Genomic DNA, 16,239 nt, shown 5'->3' with positions numbered 1-16,239 from the left:
CTGTGAGTAGCGCCATCGCGCTGATCGTCCTCGCGATCGTCCTCGTCCCGCTCGGTGGTGTCTTCGCCGCCGTCGATTCCGCACTCAACACGATCTCGTCCGCGCGCATCGAGGAGATGGCGAAGGAGGATCGCCCCGGCGCCACCCGCGTGCTCCGCATCCTGTCGGATCGCCCCCGCTACGTGAATCTCATGGTGCTGCTGCGCATCCTGTGCGAGATCACGGCGACGGTGGTGCTCGTCGGTGGCCTGTCCGATCTCCTCGAACCCGTGTGGGCGCTCACGTTCACCGCGATCATCATGGTGCTCGTCGACTACGTGGTGATCGGGGTCGGCCCCCGGACGCTCGGTCGCCAGCACGCGTACTCGATCGCGTTGATCACGTCGGTACCCCTGCAGGTCATCGGAACTCTGCTCGGCCCGATCAGTCGCCTCCTGATCCTGATCGGTAACGCCATCACCCCGGGTAAGGGATTTCGCAACGGCCCCTTCGCCTCCGAGATCGAACTGCGCGAACTCGTCGACATGGCGCAGGAACGCGGCGTGGTGGCCGACGAGGAACGCCGGATGATCCAGTCGGTGTTCGAACTCGGCGACACCTCGGCCCGCGAGGTGATGGTGCCGCGCACCGAAATGGTGTGGATCGAGAACGACAAGAGCGCCGGACAGGCGACGTCGCTGGCTGTCCGCAGCGGACATTCGCGGATCCCCGTGATCGGGGAGAACGTCGACGACGTGCTCGGCGTCGTCTACCTCAAGGATCTCGTGCAGGAGACGTACCACTCGCGCGACGGCGGACGCAGCGTCCGCGTCGGCGACGTGATGCGGCCCGCCGTGTTCGTGCCCGATTCCAAGCCCCTCGACAGTCTGCTCGCCGAGATGCAGCGCGACCGCAACCACATGGCCGTTCTGGTGGACGAATACGGCGGAATCGCCGGGCTCGTCACCATCGAGGACGTCATCGAGGAGATCGTCGGTGAGATCGCTGACGAATACGACCAGGACGAGACACCGCCGGTGGAGGATCTCGGCGACGGCATGTACCGGGTCTCCGCGCGCCTGCCGATCGAGGATCTCGGTGAACTGTTCGGCATCGAGGTGGAGAACGACGAGGTCGAAACAGTCGGTGGGCTCATCGGATACGAACTCGGCAGGGTCCCGCTCCCGGGATCGGAGGTCGTGTCGCACGGTCTCGTCCTCCGCGGCGAGGGCTCACCCGACGTGCGCGGACGGGTGCGCATCAGCACGGTCTTCGTGCAACGCGCGCCGATCGACGACGACGGTGGCGACGGCGACCGGGAGGATCACGATGACTGACCTGGGCGACGAAGACGCCAAACTGGTCGTGCTCGCGCGAGGAGCGTTCGGCCGCACCGGAAGTGGTCAGGGTGCCGCCGTCCGCGATCTCGACGGCCGTACCTACTCGGCGGGCGCGGTCTCGCTGACGTCGCTGTCGCTGACCGCGCTGCAGGCGGCCGTCGCGGCGGCGGTGTCCAGTGGCGCCGAGGGTTTCGAGGCCGCAGTCGTGATCGGCGGGAACCCGGAAGACCCGGGCGTCGCCGCCCTACACGAAGTCAGTGCGCAGGCGGCCCTCGTCTTTGCGCGAACCGATGGATCCGTGATCGAGGAGCAACATGAGTAAAACCGAATTCCGTTCCGGATTCGTCTGTTTCGTCGGACGGCCCAACACGGGCAAGTCCACGCTGACCAACGCGCTGGTGGGCAGCAAGATCGCGATCACGTCCTCGCGTCCGCAGACCACCCGACACACGATCCGCGGGATCGTGCACCGCGACCATGCGCAGCTGATCCTCGTCGACACCCCGGGTCTGCACCGTCCCCGGACGCTCCTCGGCCAGCGCCTCAACGACCTCGTGCGCGACACCTACTCCGAGGTCGACGTGATCTGCCTGTGCATCCCGGCGGACGAGAAGATCGGCCCCGGCGACCGGTGGATCGTGCAGCAGGTCCGTCACATCGCGCCGAAGACCACACTCATCGGCATCGTCACGAAGATCGACAAGGTCAGCAAGGACATGATCGGGCAGCAGTTGCTGGCCGTGTCCAAGCTCCTCGGTCCCGAGTCGGATGTCGTGCCGGTGTCCGCCGCCTCCGGCGAGCAGGTGGAGGTGCTCGTCGACGTCCTCGCGTCGAAGATGGAGGAAGGGCCGGCGTTCTACCCGGACGGCGAACTCACCGACGAACCCGAAGAGACGCTGATGGCCGAACTCATTCGCGAGGCCGCGCTCGAGGGCCTCGGCGACGAACTGCCGCACTCCCTGGCCGTGGTCATCGAGGAGATCATCCCTCGCGAGGGACGCACCGAGAAGCAGGGCGAACTGCTCGACGTCCATGCCCTGCTCTACGTCGAACGCCCGTCCCAGAAGGGCATCGTGATCGGCAAGGGCGGCGCCCGACTCCGCGAGGTGGGGACCAAGGCCCGGCTGCAGATCGAGAAGCTGCTCGGCACCAGGATCTTCCTCGAACTGCACGTCAAGGTGGCCAAGGACTGGCAGCGCGACCCGAAACAGCTGGGCCGCCTGGGGTTCTAGGCGGGGGGGCCGGCGCCCCTGAGAAGAAGGAGCACCGATGTCGCGAAGTCGTGATCGCCGTCACTTCCGGTCGCGAGTCTCCTGAGCTGCAGACCGGCAATGGTGGCGACGATGGTCGGCGCGACGGACGCCGCGTCGGGGACGCCGAGGGCGGTGAGGATCGTCACCGTCAAATCGTCGTACGCGGCGAAACATTCGGCGGCGGCCTGACGCAGCTCGTGGTCGCGTCCCGCCTGGATGTACAGCTCGAACGGGGCGATCCGCTCGGCGGAGAACGCCAGATCCTTCGCGACCTTCCCGGTGAGTGCCGCGGCGTCCTCGAGACTCAGCCCCTTGTCCCGGTACCCCTCCGCCAGCTCCGACAGACGCTGCGTCTCCTCCGTCACGAACCCGGACAATGCGGCGCGCAACAGGTCCGTCTGTGTCGGGAAGTGGTACGTGATGGAGCCGAGCGACACGCCGGCCTGCGCGGCGATCCGCCGATTGGTCACGCCGGGAATGCCTTCCGTGCCGACGATGTGCAACGCCGCCGCGAGGATGCGGTCACGAACGTCCGTCGAAGCCATCGGTCACCACCACTTCTCGGGACGTTCCAGGTCCCACCGCAGCACCGACTCGAGTTGGGCCGCAACCGACACCAGCAGCGGCTCGGTGCCGTCGTGTCCCATCAGCTGGGCTCCGGTCGGCAGGTTGCCGGACGTGAACCCGGCCGGGACGTTCACGCTCGGCCAGCCCAGCACGTTCCACGGCCACGCGTATGGGCAGACCGCGGTGATCACCTTGTCGGTGGCCCACGAGCTGATGCCGTCGATCCCCTCGACTTTCGGTGGGGGAGTCGCGGTGGTCGGGGCGAGGACGAGGTCGTACTTGTCGAAGATCGCCCCGACCCGTCGCTGCATCCTAGGCTCGGCTGCGCGGGCGGCCCGTAGCGGTGCCCCACGCAACAGTCGTCCGGTCTTGGCGTTGCCCCTCGTGCGGGGGTCGACGAGTGACGGGTCCGGGATCTTCCGCACCCAGTCGTCGATGCCGGCCATCGACCGCGGGAGGAAGCCGAGCCCGAACATGACCCCGTAGTCGGGGTCGTCCACCACGACGCGATGGCCGAGCCTGCGCAGCGCCTCGGCGATCCGTGCGACGCCCTGGCGGACCTCGGGATGCAGCGTCGTGGGGGTCGCGGTGAACGGGATCCGCAGCGACAGTGCGATGCGCAGCGGTCCGGGGTCGCGGCCGACGGCGTCGCTGACGGTGACCGGTGCAGGTGTGTGCAGGTCGCCCTCGTGCGGACCCGATGCGACGTCGAGGAGCAGGGCCGCGTCGGCGACCGTCCGGGCCAGCGGGCCGTTGACGGTGAGGCCGTGGAACGCCTCGGCTGCCGGCCAGGTGGAGATTCGGCCGCGTTGAGGCTTGATCCCGACGAGGTTGGTCCAGGCGGCGGGGATGCGGATGGAGCCGGCGCCGTCCGAACCGATCGCCGCGGACACCACACCGGCGGACACGGCCGCCGCGGCGCCGCCGGACGACCCTCCGGGGGTGTGGTCACCGTTCCAGGGATTGCGGGTGTACCCGAAGGCGGGTCCGCCGGTGAGCGGCCACTGTCCGAGCTCGGGACTGTTGGTCTTGCCCACGACGACGGCACCGGCGGCGCGCAGTCGTCGCACCATCTCGGAGTCCCGCGCCGCGGGTGGGAAGTCGCCCGGGCACCCGAACGCGGTCGGCTCGCCGGCCACGTCGACGTCGTCTTTCACGGCGATCGGGACCCCGAGCAGCGGCAGGCGCTCACCGGCGGCGATCCGGCGGTCGGCCTCGGCGGCTTCGGCGAGTGCCTTGGTCCGGCGGATCACCTTGAACGCGTTGAGCGTCGGCTGGCTCGCATCGATGCGGTCGAGGGCGGCGCGGGTGGCCGCGACCGAGGTGGTGGCGCCGGAGGCCAGCGCCTGCACCTGCTCGACGAGTCCCGGGGACCGATCCCCGTCGTCGTCGCGTTGCCGTCGATCGTCCAGTTGTCCCGCGCTCATGTCGCCCCTCCCCGTGACTGTTCGTTCGAACGAACAGTATCAGCCGAGATGTCGCCGGACTACCCCGCCGATCGCCTCGGCCGCCCCGCGAGCCCGCGATTCGGGCAGCCGGGCGTACCCGCAGACCAGCCCCCGCGGTCCGCCCGGTGTGGTGCGGTAGTCGGCGAGGCTCGGGACCGTCACCCCGTGATCCTGCAGCTCAGCAGACAAGGCGTCGTCGTCGACGGAACCGGGCAGCGTCAGGACGACGTGGAGACCGGCCTCGATGCCCGCGAGCCCGACACCGTCCGTGTCGACCGCGGACAGTTGCTGCTGCAGTGCGGTGACGAAGGCCGCCCGGCGGGCCGAGTAGGTGCGGGAGGCGCGGGCGAGGTGCCGTGACAGCGCACCCGAGGCGATGAAATGCGCCAGCGCGAGGGCAGTGATCGCGCAGCACGCCTCACCGCTGGCGTCGAGGGCCCGGACGAGTTTCGGCCGCAGGGCCGGAGGGGCGATCACCCACGCCACCCGGATCGAGGGAGTGAGGATCTTCGACGCCGTGCCCACGTACGCCACGCATTCGGACCCGCGGTCGATGCTGCGCAGAGCGGGCAGTGCCGACACGTCGTAGCGGAACTCGCCGTCGTAGTCGTCCTCGATGATCACCGTTCCGGACGCCGCGGCGTCGGCCACGAGCCGGGCTCTGCGGCCTACCGGCATCCGGGCACCCATCGGATACTGATGAGCAGGCGTGCAGTAGACCGCGGCATCGGTCGCCCGCAGCAGTGCGGAGTCGAGGCCGTCGCCGTCCACGGATACGCAGCGCGTCCGCACCCCCGCACCGTCGAGGACGGTGCGGGCCCGGCTGTAGCCGGGCTCCTCGAACACCACGTCCCGGCCGCCGAGTCCCGCAGCGGCGACGAGGGTGCGGAGCGCGGCGCCCACTCCGGGGACGATCACCAGCTCGTCGGGGCGCGCTGCGATCCCCCGGGTGCGGCGTAGATGCTCCGCGAGGGACCGTCGCAACTCCGGGTGCGCGTCGGGGCCCGGGACGTCCGAGGTCACGGCCGCGGTCGCGGCCGACCGCCACGCCCGGCGCCAGTCGGTGGTGGAGATCAGGGCGGGATCGGGGTGACCCGGAGTGAGATCCCACAGCGCCTCCGGGTTCGCGGGGGCTGCAGAGGAGGCCCGCTCCGAGGTTCGGGTGACCGGGTGTGAGGCGACGTGCGCGCGGGCCGCCACGTCGGCGCCCGGTGCGATCCGCGTGCCGGAACCGGCGCGGGCATGCGCATACCCGGACGAGCAGAGTTCGTCGTAGGCATCGACCACCGACGCCCGCGCGACCGTCAGGTGTTCGGCCAGCGCCCGCGTGGACGGCAGAGGGTCGCCGGGCCGCAGGCGACCCACGCGGATCTCGTCGAGGACCGACTCCGCGATGCGGTGCCGCAGCGGCGCGTCGGTATCGGGGAGCCGCAACGTCAGGTGTAGTTCGGGGCTGATCCGGGGCATGTCCCTATAATACTGGTCTGCCGATATTGGTGATTGTGGATCTGGAAGGTGATCCACATGGGGGTGAGGATGATGTCGTGGACAAGATCATGAGATACCCGGACCGTGCCCGCACCGAACGAGCGCAACTCGACGCCGTCCTCGACGCCGCGCCGATGGGCACCCTCGCCACCGTCGTCGACGGGCTGCCGTGGGCCGTGCCGATGCTGTACGCCCGCGACGGCGACAGGATCCTGCTGCACGGCTCCACCGGGGCCGGTGCGCTGCGGCAGGTGGCGGCGGGCGCACCGGCGGTGCTGTGCGTCGCGATGCTCGACGGAATCGTCGTCGCGGACACCCTGTTCGACTCGTCCGCCAACTACCGTTCGGCGGTGGTGCGGGGCAACCTCGTCACCCTCGGCGCAGACGAATCCGCCGACGCCCTGAACGCGCTGTCGGACGTGCTGATCCCCGGCCGCAGCACGGAGGTCCGGGGGCACCGGCGCAAGGAACTCGCCGCGACACTGGCCCTCGCCCTCCCGATCACACCCGGCCAATGGACCGTCAAGGTGCGGGACGCACCGCCGGGTGAACCCACCGAAACCAGCAGCGCCTGGGCCGGGGTGGTCCCCGTTCGGTCGGTCGCCGGTGCGCCCGTCCCGGCACCGTGGGTGGCGAGCGGCACGCCCGTACCCGCATCCGTGTCGCGGCTGACCCGGACCGCGTAAGGAAAGCGTCAAGAGCCGTAGGAGTCCCGTAAGCGCTTCGTCAGCGCCGCCTCTTTCGCCGAGATCCGGCGTGATGCTGGCATGACACCCCGCAACCGTGGGGTGTCATGCCTGCGCTGAACCGCAGGATCAGTACGAAGAGGGATCCTCACATGGCCGATGTGGCCTACGTCGCGCTCGTCCTCGGCGGATTCGCCTGTTGCGCGCTCGTTCTCCGTGCCCTGCAGACCGGACGCGTGAAATGACGGGTGCCGGGATACTCGCGGTCGCGCTCGTCGCGATCGCCGCCGCGCTCGTCGTGTACCTCCTGATCGCGCTCACCGACCCGGAGCGGTTCTGATGACGCCTGCCCTGGCGGCCGGACTGCAGGTCGCCTTCGTCCTCGCGGTACTCGCGGTCGCGTACGTGCCGGTGGGCGACTACATGGCGCACGTGTACGAATCACGCCGTCACCTGCGGGTCGAATCCGTGATGTACCGCCTGTGCCGCATCAACCCGCACACCGAGCAGACCTGGTACGGCTACGCGGGCAGCGTGCTGGGATTCTCCGCGGCGAGCGTGCTGTTCCTCTACGCCCTGCAGCGCATCCAGGGGGTGCTGCCGCTGTCCGGGGACCTCTCCGGGGTCAGTCCTGCGGTGGCGTTCAACACGGCCGTGTCGTTCGTGACCAACACCAACTGGCAGTCGTACGCGCCCGAGACCACGATGAGCAACCTGACCCAGCCGGTCGGGCTCGCCGTGCAGAACTTCGTGTCCGCAGCCGTGGGCATGGCCGTCGCGGTGGCGCTGATCCGCGGGTTCGTCCGGGTGTCGCGCGGCGGTGAGATCGGCAACTTCTGGGTGGACCTCACCCGGGGCAGCCTGCGTATTCTGCTGCCGTTCTCCTTCGTCATCGCGCTGATCCTGCTGAGCCAGGGCGTGATCCAGTCCTTCCACCCGGGCTTCGCGTCCACCGGTCTGGACGGCAACTCCGTCAGCAACGCACTCGCGCCCGTCGCCTCGCAGGAAGCGATCAAGGAACTCGGCACCAACGGCGGCGGGATCCTCGCCGCCAACTCGGCGCACCCGTTCGAGAACCCGACGCCGGTCAGCAACATCGTCGAGATCCTCGCGATCCTGCTGATCCCGGTCTCCCTCACCCGCACGTTCGGCACCATGGTCGGCGACCCTCACGACCGAGCGAGCGAGGTGTCCGGGCACCGCCAGGGTCTGACCCTGCTCGCCGTGATGGGCATCCTGTGGGGATCGCTCCTCGCGGTCACGCTCGCCGCGGAGTCGGGTCGGCGCGGCGTCGCCGCCACCGCCGCGGGCGCGATGATGGAGGGCAAGGAGGTTCGTTTCGGAATCCCCGGTACGGCGCTGTTCGCCGTGAGCACCACCGGAACGTCCACGGGCGCGGTGAATTCGGCCCACGACAGCCTGTCGCCGCTCGGCGGCGGAGCCGCTCTGCTCAACATGCTGCTCGGCGAGATCGCGCCCGGCGGTGTCGGCACCGGGCTCTACGGAATTCTCGTCCTCGCCCTGATCGCCGTCTTCGTCGGTGGACTCCTCGTCGGCCGCACACCCGAATACCTCGGCAAGAAGCTGCGGCAGCGGGAGATCACACTCGCCGCCCTGTCCGTGCTGGTGATGCCGGCGCTCGTCCTGATCGGGACCGGAATCACCGTGATCCTGTCCTCGACCACCGGTTACCAGGGCAACGGTGGCGACCCGGGAAGTCCCGGATCCATCCACGGATTCTCGGAAGTGCTGTACGCGTTCGCGTCGGCCTCGAACAACAACGGCAGTGCGTTCGGCGGGCTGACGGTGACGAGCGACTGGTTCCAGACCGCGCTCGGCCTGTGCATGCTGTTCGGCCGGTTCCTTCCGATCATCTTCGTCCTCGCGCTCGCCGGATCCCTGGCGTCGCAGAAGAAGACGGCAGCGGGCGCCGGAACCCTGCCGACGGCGGGCCCGATGTTCACCGGGCTCCTCACCGGCACCGTCGTGCTCGTCGCGGCGTTGACATTCTTCCCGGCCCTCGCGCTGGGACCGATCGCGGAGGCTCTGCAGTGAGTGTGAACGTGACCAGTCGTCCGGAAACCGGGGCGGCGACCACCACGCCGGAAGGCGGCCACGGCCCGGCGCCCGTGAAGGCGGGAATCTTCAGCCCCGCTCAGCTGGTGACGGCGCTACCGGGCGCCCTGCGCAAACTCGACCCCCGGCACCTCGCCCGCAACCCGGTGATGTTCGTGGTGTTCGTCGGTTCCGTCGTCACCACCGTCATGGCCCTCGTCGACCCGTCGGTGTTTTCCTGGGCTGTCGTCGCCTGGCTGTGGTTCACCGTGTTGTTCGCGAATCTGGCCGAGTCGGTCGCGGAGGGCCGGGGCAAGGCGCAGGCGGCGAGCCTGCGGAAGGTGAAGCAGGACACGGTCGCCCACCGAATCACGGCGAGCGGCGGGGTGGAGTCGGTCGCGGGGACCGCACTGACCGTCGGCGACAGGGTCGTCGTCGAGGCGGGAGAGGTGATACCCGGGGACGGTGACGTCGTCGACGGCATTGCGACCGTGGACGAGTCGGCCATCACCGGCGAGTCGGCGCCTGTCGTCCGCGAATCCGGCGGTGACCGGTGTGCCGTCACCGGTGGCACGACCGTGCTCTCCGACCGGATCGTCGTGCGCATCACCGCGGCCCCCGGACAGTCGTTCGTGGACCGGATGATCGCCCTCGTGGAGGGAGCGGCGCGGCAGAAGACGCCGAACGAGATCGCGCTGAACATCCTGCTGGCGTCGCTGACGATCATCTTCCTGCTGGCCGTCGTCGCGATCGGTCCGATGGGTCTGTACGCGGGCCAGGAGCAGGATCCGATCAAGCTGATCGCTCTGCTGGTGTGCCTGATCCCCACCACTATCGGGGCCCTGCTGTCGGCCATCGGTATCGCCGGGATGGACCGGCTGGTGCAGCGGAACGTCCTGGCGATGTCGGGGCGGGCGGTGGAGGCCGCCGGCGACATCGACACACTGCTGATGGACAAGACCGGCACCATCACGTTCGGCAACCGGCAGGCCACGGCCTTGCATCCCGCCCCGGGGGTTTCCGCGATCGAGTTGGCCACGGCCGCACGGTTGTCCAGCCTCGCGGACGGCACCCCCGAGGGCCGCAGCATCGTGGACCTGTGTGCCCGCGACTTCGGGTTGGACCCGGCGCCGTCCGAGGCGGAGAGAGCGGCCGAGTTCGTGCCGTTCACGGCGCAGACCCGGATGAGCGGACTCGACATCGACGGCGCCCGGATCCGCAAGGGCGCGAGCGACGCGGTGCTGACCTGGGTGCAGGCGCTGGGCGGGCAGGCGGCGCCTGCGGTCACCGACAGTGTGAACCAGATCGCGCAGGCCGGGGGAACGCCGTTGGTGGTCGCCGCCGTCCGCGGAGACACAGCGACCGTGCTCGGCGTGATCGCGCTGTCGGACGTGGTGAAACCGGGCATCGCCGAGAGGTTCGCGGAACTGCGGGCCATGGGGATTCGCACGGTGATGATCACCGGCGACAACCCGTTGACGGCAAAGGCCATCGCGGCCGAGGCCGGAGTCGACGACTTCATGGCCGAGGCGACACCCGAGGACAAGCTCGCGCTGATCCGGAGGGAGCAGGAGGGCGGCCGGCTCGTCGCGATGACCGGGGACGGCACCAACGACGCCCCGGCGCTGGCCCAGGCGGATGTCGGGGTGGCGATGAACACCGGCACGTCGGCGGCGAAGGAAGCCGGGAACATGGTGGATCTCGATTCGGATCCCACCAAGCTCATCGAGGTGGTGGAGATCGGCAAGCAACTGCTCATCACGCGCGGGGCGCTCACCACGTTCTCGCTCGCCAACGACCTGGCCAAGTACTTCGCGATTCTCCCTGCCCTGTTCAGCGGCATCTATCCGCAGCTGAACACGCTGAACATCATGCGGCTGGCCACCCCGGAATCGGCCATCCTGTCGGCGGTGATCTTCAATGCCGTCGTGATCGTCGCGCTGATCCCGTTGTCGCTGAAAGGCGTTCGTTACCGTCCGTCCTCGGCGTCGAAGCTGCTTGGCCGCAACCTGCTGATCTACGGCCTCGGCGGCGTGATCACGCCGTTCGCCGGTATCTGGCTCATCGACCTCGTCGTCCGTCTCATTCCCGGAATTGGGTGATCCCGCATGCGATTTCTCATCGGTCTGCTCCGGCAGACCTGGGCCGGACTACTCGTCCTGCTGGCACTCACGGCAGTCCTCGGTGTGCTCTATCCCGCCGCCGTGTGGGGGGTGAGCAGGATCGGCGCCGGAGCGGCCGAGGGCTCCCCGATGCGCGACACCACCGGGTGCGTCGTCGGGAGCCGGTGGGTCGGTGTCGACCCGCAGGTGCCGGCGGGGGAGCCGGATCCGTTCTTCCACAACCGGGTCACCGGGTCGGTGGCCGAACAGGATCCGTTCGCGCCGGGCGACCCCGCTACTGCCCTGCCCACCAACCAGGGGCCGAGCAGCGAGATCCTGGCGACGTTCGTCGCCGACCGGCGGGCGACGATCGCCGCGCGTGAAGGGGTGGACCCCTCCGCGGTACCGGTGGACGCGGTCACCGGATCCGGCTCGGGCATCGACCCGCACATCAGCCCCGCGTACGCGGCGTTGCAGGTGCCGAGGGTGGCGGCGGTGAACGGCCTCGGCGAGACCCGGGTACGTCAACTGGTAGACGAGAACACCGAGGGAAGACAACTCGGCTTCCTCGGTGAGGAACGGGTGAACGTCCTCGAACTGAATCTGGCCCTCGGCCTGACCGCTCCTGAGTGCACGGCCCCCACCGCTGGTGGATGATGGCGAGGTGAGTGGTACCGGAACCGACGGCGCGCGCCGGGACGTCGAACGCCGACGCGGTGAACTGCGCATCTATCTCGGTGCCGCACCGGGCGTCGGCAAGACGTTCGCGATGCTCGGTGAGGCGCACCGCCGCCGGGAGCGGGGGTGCGACGTGGTCGCGGCCGTGGTGGAGACCCACGGCCGCGACCGCACGGCGGCGCAGCTCGGTGACCTCGAACTGATTCCGCCCAAGCTGATCGCCTACCGGGGCACGCTCGGCCGGGAACTCGACGTCGAGGCGGTGCTGGCCCGCAGGCCGGCGCTGGTCCTCGTCGACGAGCTCGCGCACACGAACACACCGGGCAGCGTCCACGAGAAACGCTGGCAGGACGTGGAGATCCTCCTCGGCTCGGGGATCGACGTCCTCTCGACGCTCAACGTTCAGCACCTCGAAAGCCTCAACGACGTGGTCCAGCGGATCACCGGCGTGGTGCAGCAGGAAACGGTCCCCGACGAGGTGGTGCGCGCCGCCACCCAGGTCGAATTGGTCGACATCACTCCGGAGGCTTTGCGCCGCAGACTGTCCCACGGCAACATCTATGCCGCGGACAAAGTCGACGCGGCGCTGAGCAACTACTTCCGGAAAGGGAACCTCACCGCACTCCGCGAACTCGCCCTGCTGTGGGTGGCCGACCAGGTGGATGCCGCACTCGCGAAATATCGTGCGGAGAACAAGATCACCGACACGTGGGAGGCCCGGGAACGGGTGGTGGTCGCGGTGACGGGCGGTGCGGAATCGGAGACGCTGGTTCGGCGCGCCGGCCGGATCGCGTCGAGATCCAGCGCCGAGCTCATCGTCGTGCACGTGGTGCGCGGCGACGGCCTCGCCGGTGTCTCGGCTCCGGAGATGGGTAAGGTGCGCACGCTCGCCGCGAGCATCGGGGCGAGCCTGCACAGCGTCGTCGGCGACGACGTCCCGACCACGCTGCTCGACTTCGCCCGGACCGCGAACGCCACACAGTTGGTGCTGGGCACGTCGAGACGCTCACGGTGGGCGCGGATCTTCGACGAGGGAATCGGTGCGAGCGTGCTGCACCAGTCCGGGTCGATCGACGTGCACATGGTGACGCACGGCGAGTCCCATCGCCCGCGGCGGTTGTCGCCGGTGGGATCCCGTTCGCGCACGGTGATCGCCTGGATCGCCGCGGTCCTCGTACCGTCGGTGGCCACCGTGGTGATGAGTGCCGTCGACCGGTGGCTCGGATTGGTCGGCGAGGGAGCCCTGTTCTTCATCGTGGTGCTGCTCGTCTCGCTGCTCGGCGGTGTCGCCCCTGCGGCGTTCTCCGCGCTGATCTCGGGTCTGTTCCTCAACTACTTCTTCACGCCGCCGGTGCGCAGCTTCACCATCGCCGAGCCGGACAACTTCATCACCACGGTCGTGCTGCTCGTGGTCGCGGTCGCCGTCGCGGTCCTGGTCGACGCGGCCGCCAAGCGGTCACGGGAAGCGCGCCGGGCGTCGCAGGAAGCCGAGTTGCTGGCGCTGTTCGCCGGATCGGTGCTGCGCGGTGCCGACCTCGACACCCTGCTCGAGAAGGTGCGCGAGACCTACGGCCAGGATTCGGTCAGCGTGCTGCACCGGGACCTCGGTCCGGTGGGGTCCGTCGGGCAGCACCCACCGGTGAGCGTCGACGACGCCGACACCGTCTGCGAGGTGGGGGAAGGGGAATACGCGCTCGCACTGCGCGGCAGCGAACTGCACGCCCGGGACCGTCGCGTGCTGCTCGCCGTCGCCAACCAGGCAGTGGGCATGATCCGCCAGACCGAGCTCGCGCAGGAGGCGGGGCAGGCGCAGGCCCTGGCCGAGGCCGACCGGCTGCGGCGGTCGTTGCTGTCCGCCGTCAGCCACGACCTCCGGACCCCGCTGGCCGCGGTCAAGGCCGCCGCGTCCAGCCTGCGCAGCGACGACGTCGACTTCTCCCCGGAGGACACCGCCGAACTGCTCGCGACCATCGAGGAATCGGCCGACGTCCTCACCTCTCTCGTCGGCAACCTGCTCGACTCCTCCCGGCTCGCGGCGGGAGTGGTGACCCCGACGCTGCGGCCGGTGTATCTCGACGAGGTGGTGCACCGGGCGCTGGTGGGTCTGGGAATCGGCGGCCGGACCGGGACCCGGGCCCGGGAAAGGGTGGAAGTCGACGTCGGGGCGGTCACAGCGATGGCGGATTCGGGCCTGCTCGAGCGGGTGCTCGCGAATCTGATCGACAACGCACTCCGCTACGGTGAGGACTCCGTGATCCGGGTCGGTGCCGCGGCGGTGGGAGACCGCGCTGTCGTCACCGTCGCCGACACCGGGCCGGGAATTCCGCGCGGGCGGGCAGACGAGATGTTCGCCCCGTTCCAGCGACTGGGGGACCGCGACACGACCACGGGAGTCGGGCTCGGGCTGTCCGTCGTCCGCGGATTCGTCGACGCGATGGGCGGGACCATCAGCGCCACCGACACCCCCGGCGGTGGTCTGACGATGGTGGTGGAACTGGCCGGGGCGAGAGGGGAGCATCCATGACGAGAGTTCTCGTCGTCGACGACGAACCGCAGATTCTCCGCGCCCTGCGGATCAATCTGAGTGTGCGCGGATACGACGTGGTGACGGCCGCGTCCGGGGCCGCCGCCCTGCGCGCCGCGGCCGAGCGACCGCCGGACGTGATCGTGCTCGACCTCGGGCTACCCGACATGGACGGGACCGAAGTGCTCGCCGGCCTCCGCGGGTGGTGCCCCGCACCGGTGATCGTGCTGTCCGCGCGGACCGACTCCGCGGACAAGGTGGAGGCCCTCGACGCCGGCGCCGACGACTACGTCACCAAGCCGTTCGGGATGGACGAGTTCCTGGCCCGGGTGCGTGCGGCCGCCCGCCGGGCGACGACGGCCGTCGACACGAGTGAACCTGTGGTGGAGACGGATTCGTTCACGGTCGACCTGGCGGCGAAGACGGTGCGGCGGGCGGGGGCCGAGGTGCACCTGACGCCGACCGAGTGGGGGATGCTCGAGATGCTCGTGCGGAACAAGGGCAAGCTGGTGGGGCAGAAGGAACTGCTGCGGGAGGTGTGGGGCCCGGCGTACGCCACCGAGACCCACTACCTGCGGGTGTATCTGGCGCAGCTGAGACGCAAACTCGAGGACGACCCGTCCAATCCGCGTCACCTCATCACCGAGGCCGGGATGGGGTACCGGTTCCAGGTGTGACCGGGGGAGGTGATCCTGCTCACGACCGATGATTCCGGCCCGCCCCGGGAGTCCTACCTTCGACCGCAGCATCACACTCGACCGGAGGAGCCACGAATGCCGGCACCGAAGACCCCACAACCGCTCGCGCATACCTTTACGGCGCCGATCCAGAAGGACGGGGCGTTCGCGACGTACGTGACCGTGCCGGACTCCGCCGAACTTCTCGGAACGAGGCGGCCGGTGAAGGTTGGCGGGACGATCGACGGCCACCCGTTCACTGCCACCCTGATGCCCTCGGGTGATGGTCCGCACTGGCTTCCCCTGAAGATCGCACTGTGCAAGCTGATCGGTAAGGACGGTGCCGGAGTGGAGGTGACGGTGCACCTCGAGCAGCGTTTCAGCTGACGTGGGCGGCGTCCGGGGTTTGATCCGGTGAGAGCGGGGTACGGATCACCCGGAAGCGGTCTGCGTTTCCGGACGGGTTTCGAGGTGCGTCGTGCCGATGTGGCCGCGATTGTCGGGGTGGCTCACGACTCTGGGGGTCGTGGTGCTCGTCGCCGCGTGCGGAACGGGCGACGACGGCAACACGAGCGAGAATTTCGCCGGCACCGTCGACATCGGCGGGGGCCGGAACATCTATCTCGAGTGTGCGGGCACAGGCACACCGACCGTCGTGTTCGTCTCCGGTCTTCGGTTCGGTGCCGATCAGTGGACGACGACGGCCGATCCGGCGAGCACCTCGGCCTTCGACGGAGTCGCCGAGTTCACGCGGGTCTGCTCCTACGATCGGCCGGGAGTCGTGCTGGGCGGGGACGCATTGAGCCGCAGCGACCCGGTCCCGCAGCCGATCACCACCGCGGACGCGGTCGCCGACCTCCAGTCGCTGCTGGGCGCCGCTGATGAGGTCGGGTCCGGTCCCTACGTTCTGGCCGCCCACTCCTACGGCGGTCAGATCGCGAGACTCTTCGCCGGTACCCATCCCGACGAGGTGGCGGGCCTGGTGCTGATCGACGCGCAGTCGGAGGAGTTGCAGACACTCCTGCCCCCGGAGCAGTTCCAGGAGTTCCTGCGGCTCAACACCCCGCAGCAGGACAGTCTCGACGAATACCCGGACCTCGAGCGCGTCGACTTCGTCCGCAGTTTCGACGAGATCCGCGCCGCCGAACCGATCCGGCCCCAGCCGCTCGTCGTCCTCTCCGCCGACCGCTCGGTGGCGCCGCAGATCGCGGAGGGCATCGCGAACGGAAGTCTCCCCGCCGACATCGATCCCGGCTACGGCCCGGCCCTCGACGCCGTGCAGCCGAAGGCGCAGGAGGATCTGGCCCAACTCGTTCCGGGTGCCACACATGTCACGAACACGAACAGCGGCCACAACATCAACATCGAACAGCCCCAACTCGTCATCGACGGGGTCCGCGACGTCGTCGACGCTGTGCGCGACGGGCGCACCCAGCCTTGAC

At 69.4% G+C, this 16,239-nt stretch carries 15 protein-coding genes; 12 read left to right on the top strand and 3 right to left on the bottom strand.

Annotated elements, in window-relative coordinates; genetic code table 11:
- Positions 1 to 2: 2 nt before the first annotated feature.
- From ACFWAY_RS15385 to era, 3 genes are read left to right on the top strand one after another with little or no spacing between them, the layout of a single operon-like run.
- Entirely contained in the window at positions 3 to 1,316 is a 1,314-nt protein-coding gene (locus tag ACFWAY_RS15385) for a hemolysin family protein (protein WP_378456147.1), read from the top strand.
- Positions 1,309 to 1,641: a cytidine deaminase gene (locus ACFWAY_RS15380; RefSeq protein WP_378511134.1), complete on the top strand. Its 333-nt coding sequence runs from the start codon at positions 1,309 to 1,311 to the stop codon at positions 1,639 to 1,641. The genes ACFWAY_RS15385 and ACFWAY_RS15380 overlap by 8 nt, the downstream gene beginning before the upstream one ends.
- A complete protein-coding gene (gene era, locus ACFWAY_RS15375) occupies positions 1,634 to 2,551 on the top strand; it encodes a GTPase Era (RefSeq protein ID WP_378456145.1) in 918 nt (305 codons plus the stop codon). Before ACFWAY_RS15380 ends, era begins: the two co-directional genes overlap by 8 nt.
- Here era and ACFWAY_RS15370 read toward each other — a convergent pair.
- Genes ACFWAY_RS15370 through ACFWAY_RS15360 form a run of 3 tightly spaced genes read right to left on the bottom strand, consistent with a single transcriptional unit; the run spans position 2,548 to position 6,054 of the window.
- Positions 2,548 to 3,117 carry a TetR/AcrR family transcriptional regulator gene (locus tag ACFWAY_RS15370; protein WP_378511133.1) on the bottom strand — a complete coding sequence of 190 codons (570 nt, stop codon included), beginning with the start codon at positions 3,115 to 3,117 and terminating at the stop codon, positions 2,548 to 2,550. The genes era and ACFWAY_RS15370 overlap by 4 nt on opposite strands.
- Before the next feature lie 3 nt (positions 3,118 to 3,120).
- On the bottom strand, positions 3,121 to 4,566 hold the full coding sequence (locus ACFWAY_RS15365) for an amidase (RefSeq protein WP_378511132.1): 1,446 nt from the start codon (positions 4,564 to 4,566) through the stop codon (positions 3,121 to 3,123).
- Positions 4,567 to 4,605: 39 nt separating this feature from the next.
- Complete coding sequence (locus ACFWAY_RS15360; RefSeq protein WP_378511131.1) at positions 4,606 to 6,054, bottom strand: PLP-dependent aminotransferase family protein; 1,449 nt, start codon at positions 6,052 to 6,054, stop codon at positions 4,606 to 4,608.
- Between the two features lie 77 nt (positions 6,055 to 6,131).
- Between ACFWAY_RS15360 and ACFWAY_RS15355 the strand changes: the two genes are divergently transcribed.
- The 9 genes from ACFWAY_RS15355 (at position 6,132) to ACFWAY_RS15315 (ending at position 16,238) form a co-directional block, all read left to right on the top strand.
- Positions 6,132 to 6,761, top strand: a complete 630-nt coding sequence (locus tag ACFWAY_RS15355; protein WP_378456141.1) for a pyridoxamine 5'-phosphate oxidase family protein — start codon at positions 6,132 to 6,134, stop codon at positions 6,759 to 6,761.
- A gap of 241 nt (positions 6,762 to 7,002) precedes the next feature.
- Complete coding sequence (locus tag ACFWAY_RS15350) at positions 7,003 to 7,101, top strand: potassium-transporting ATPase subunit F (protein ID WP_378456140.1); 99 nt, start codon at positions 7,003 to 7,005, stop codon at positions 7,099 to 7,101.
- A complete protein-coding gene (gene kdpA, locus ACFWAY_RS15345) occupies positions 7,101 to 8,816 on the top strand; it encodes a potassium-transporting ATPase subunit KdpA (RefSeq protein WP_378511130.1) in 1,716 nt (571 codons plus the stop codon). The genes ACFWAY_RS15350 and kdpA overlap by 1 nt, the downstream gene beginning before the upstream one ends.
- Positions 8,813 to 10,918: a potassium-transporting ATPase subunit KdpB gene (gene kdpB / locus ACFWAY_RS15340; protein ID WP_378511129.1), complete on the top strand. Its 2,106-nt coding sequence runs from the start codon at positions 8,813 to 8,815 to the stop codon at positions 10,916 to 10,918. Before kdpA ends, kdpB begins: the two co-directional genes overlap by 4 nt.
- Before the next feature lie 6 nt (positions 10,919 to 10,924).
- Positions 10,925 to 11,575, top strand: a complete 651-nt coding sequence (locus tag ACFWAY_RS15335; protein WP_378511128.1) for a potassium-transporting ATPase subunit C — start codon at positions 10,925 to 10,927, stop codon at positions 11,573 to 11,575.
- 7 nt (positions 11,576 to 11,582) lie between these two features.
- Positions 11,583 to 14,120 (top strand): DUF4118 domain-containing protein, encoded by a 2,538-nt coding sequence (locus ACFWAY_RS15330; protein ID WP_378511127.1) that lies wholly within the window; start codon positions 11,583 to 11,585, stop codon positions 14,118 to 14,120.
- Positions 14,117 to 14,797 carry a response regulator gene (locus ACFWAY_RS15325; protein WP_378511126.1) on the top strand — a complete coding sequence of 227 codons (681 nt, stop codon included), beginning with the start codon at positions 14,117 to 14,119 and terminating at the stop codon, positions 14,795 to 14,797. The genes ACFWAY_RS15330 and ACFWAY_RS15325 overlap by 4 nt, the downstream gene beginning before the upstream one ends.
- A 96-nt stretch (positions 14,798 to 14,893) precedes the next feature.
- A complete protein-coding gene (locus ACFWAY_RS15320; protein ID WP_378456135.1) occupies positions 14,894 to 15,184 on the top strand; it encodes a DUF1905 domain-containing protein in 291 nt (96 codons plus the stop codon).
- Positions 15,185 to 15,281: 97 nt separating this feature from the next.
- Entirely contained in the window at positions 15,282 to 16,238 is a 957-nt protein-coding gene (locus ACFWAY_RS15315; protein WP_378511170.1) for an alpha/beta fold hydrolase, read from the top strand.
- Position 16,239: the final 1 nt, after the last annotated feature.

Origin of the sequence: Rhodococcus sp. NPDC059968 (assembly GCF_042738615.1) — a bacterium.
Classification (GTDB): Bacteria; Actinomycetota; Actinomycetes; order Mycobacteriales; family Mycobacteriaceae; genus Rhodococcus_F.
Note: the sequence above shows the minus strand (reverse complement) of the source record. Positions and strands in the feature narration are given on the sequence as shown.

Excerpts from the sequence above, each read along its gene's own strand:
- ACFWAY_RS15380 (WP_378511134.1), top strand. The coding sequence starts at position 1,309 with ATGACTGACCTGGGCGACGAAGACGCCAAACTGGTCGTGCTCGCGCGA.
- era (WP_378456145.1), top strand. The coding sequence starts at position 1,634 with ATGAGTAAAACCGAATTCCGTTCCGGATTCGTCTGTTTCGTCGGACGG.
- ACFWAY_RS15370 (WP_378511133.1), bottom strand. The coding sequence starts at position 3,117 with ATGGCTTCGACGGACGTTCGTGACCGCATCCTCGCGGCGGCGTTGCAC.
- ACFWAY_RS15365 (WP_378511132.1), bottom strand. The coding sequence starts at position 4,566 with ATGAGCGCGGGACAACTGGACGATCGACGGCAACGCGACGACGACGGG.
- ACFWAY_RS15360 (WP_378511131.1), bottom strand. The coding sequence starts at position 6,054 with ATGCCCCGGATCAGCCCCGAACTACACCTGACGTTGCGGCTCCCCGAT.
- ACFWAY_RS15350 (WP_378456140.1), top strand. The coding sequence starts at position 7,003 with ATGACGGGTGCCGGGATACTCGCGGTCGCGCTCGTCGCGATCGCCGCC.
- kdpA (WP_378511130.1), top strand. The coding sequence starts at position 7,101 with ATGACGCCTGCCCTGGCGGCCGGACTGCAGGTCGCCTTCGTCCTCGCG.
- ACFWAY_RS15335 (WP_378511128.1), top strand. The coding sequence starts at position 10,925 with ATGCGATTTCTCATCGGTCTGCTCCGGCAGACCTGGGCCGGACTACTC.
- ACFWAY_RS15325 (WP_378511126.1), top strand. The coding sequence starts at position 14,117 with ATGACGAGAGTTCTCGTCGTCGACGACGAACCGCAGATTCTCCGCGCC.
- ACFWAY_RS15320 (WP_378456135.1), top strand. The coding sequence starts at position 14,894 with ATGCCGGCACCGAAGACCCCACAACCGCTCGCGCATACCTTTACGGCG.
- ACFWAY_RS15315 (WP_378511170.1), top strand. The coding sequence starts at position 15,282 with ATGTGGCCGCGATTGTCGGGGTGGCTCACGACTCTGGGGGTCGTGGTG.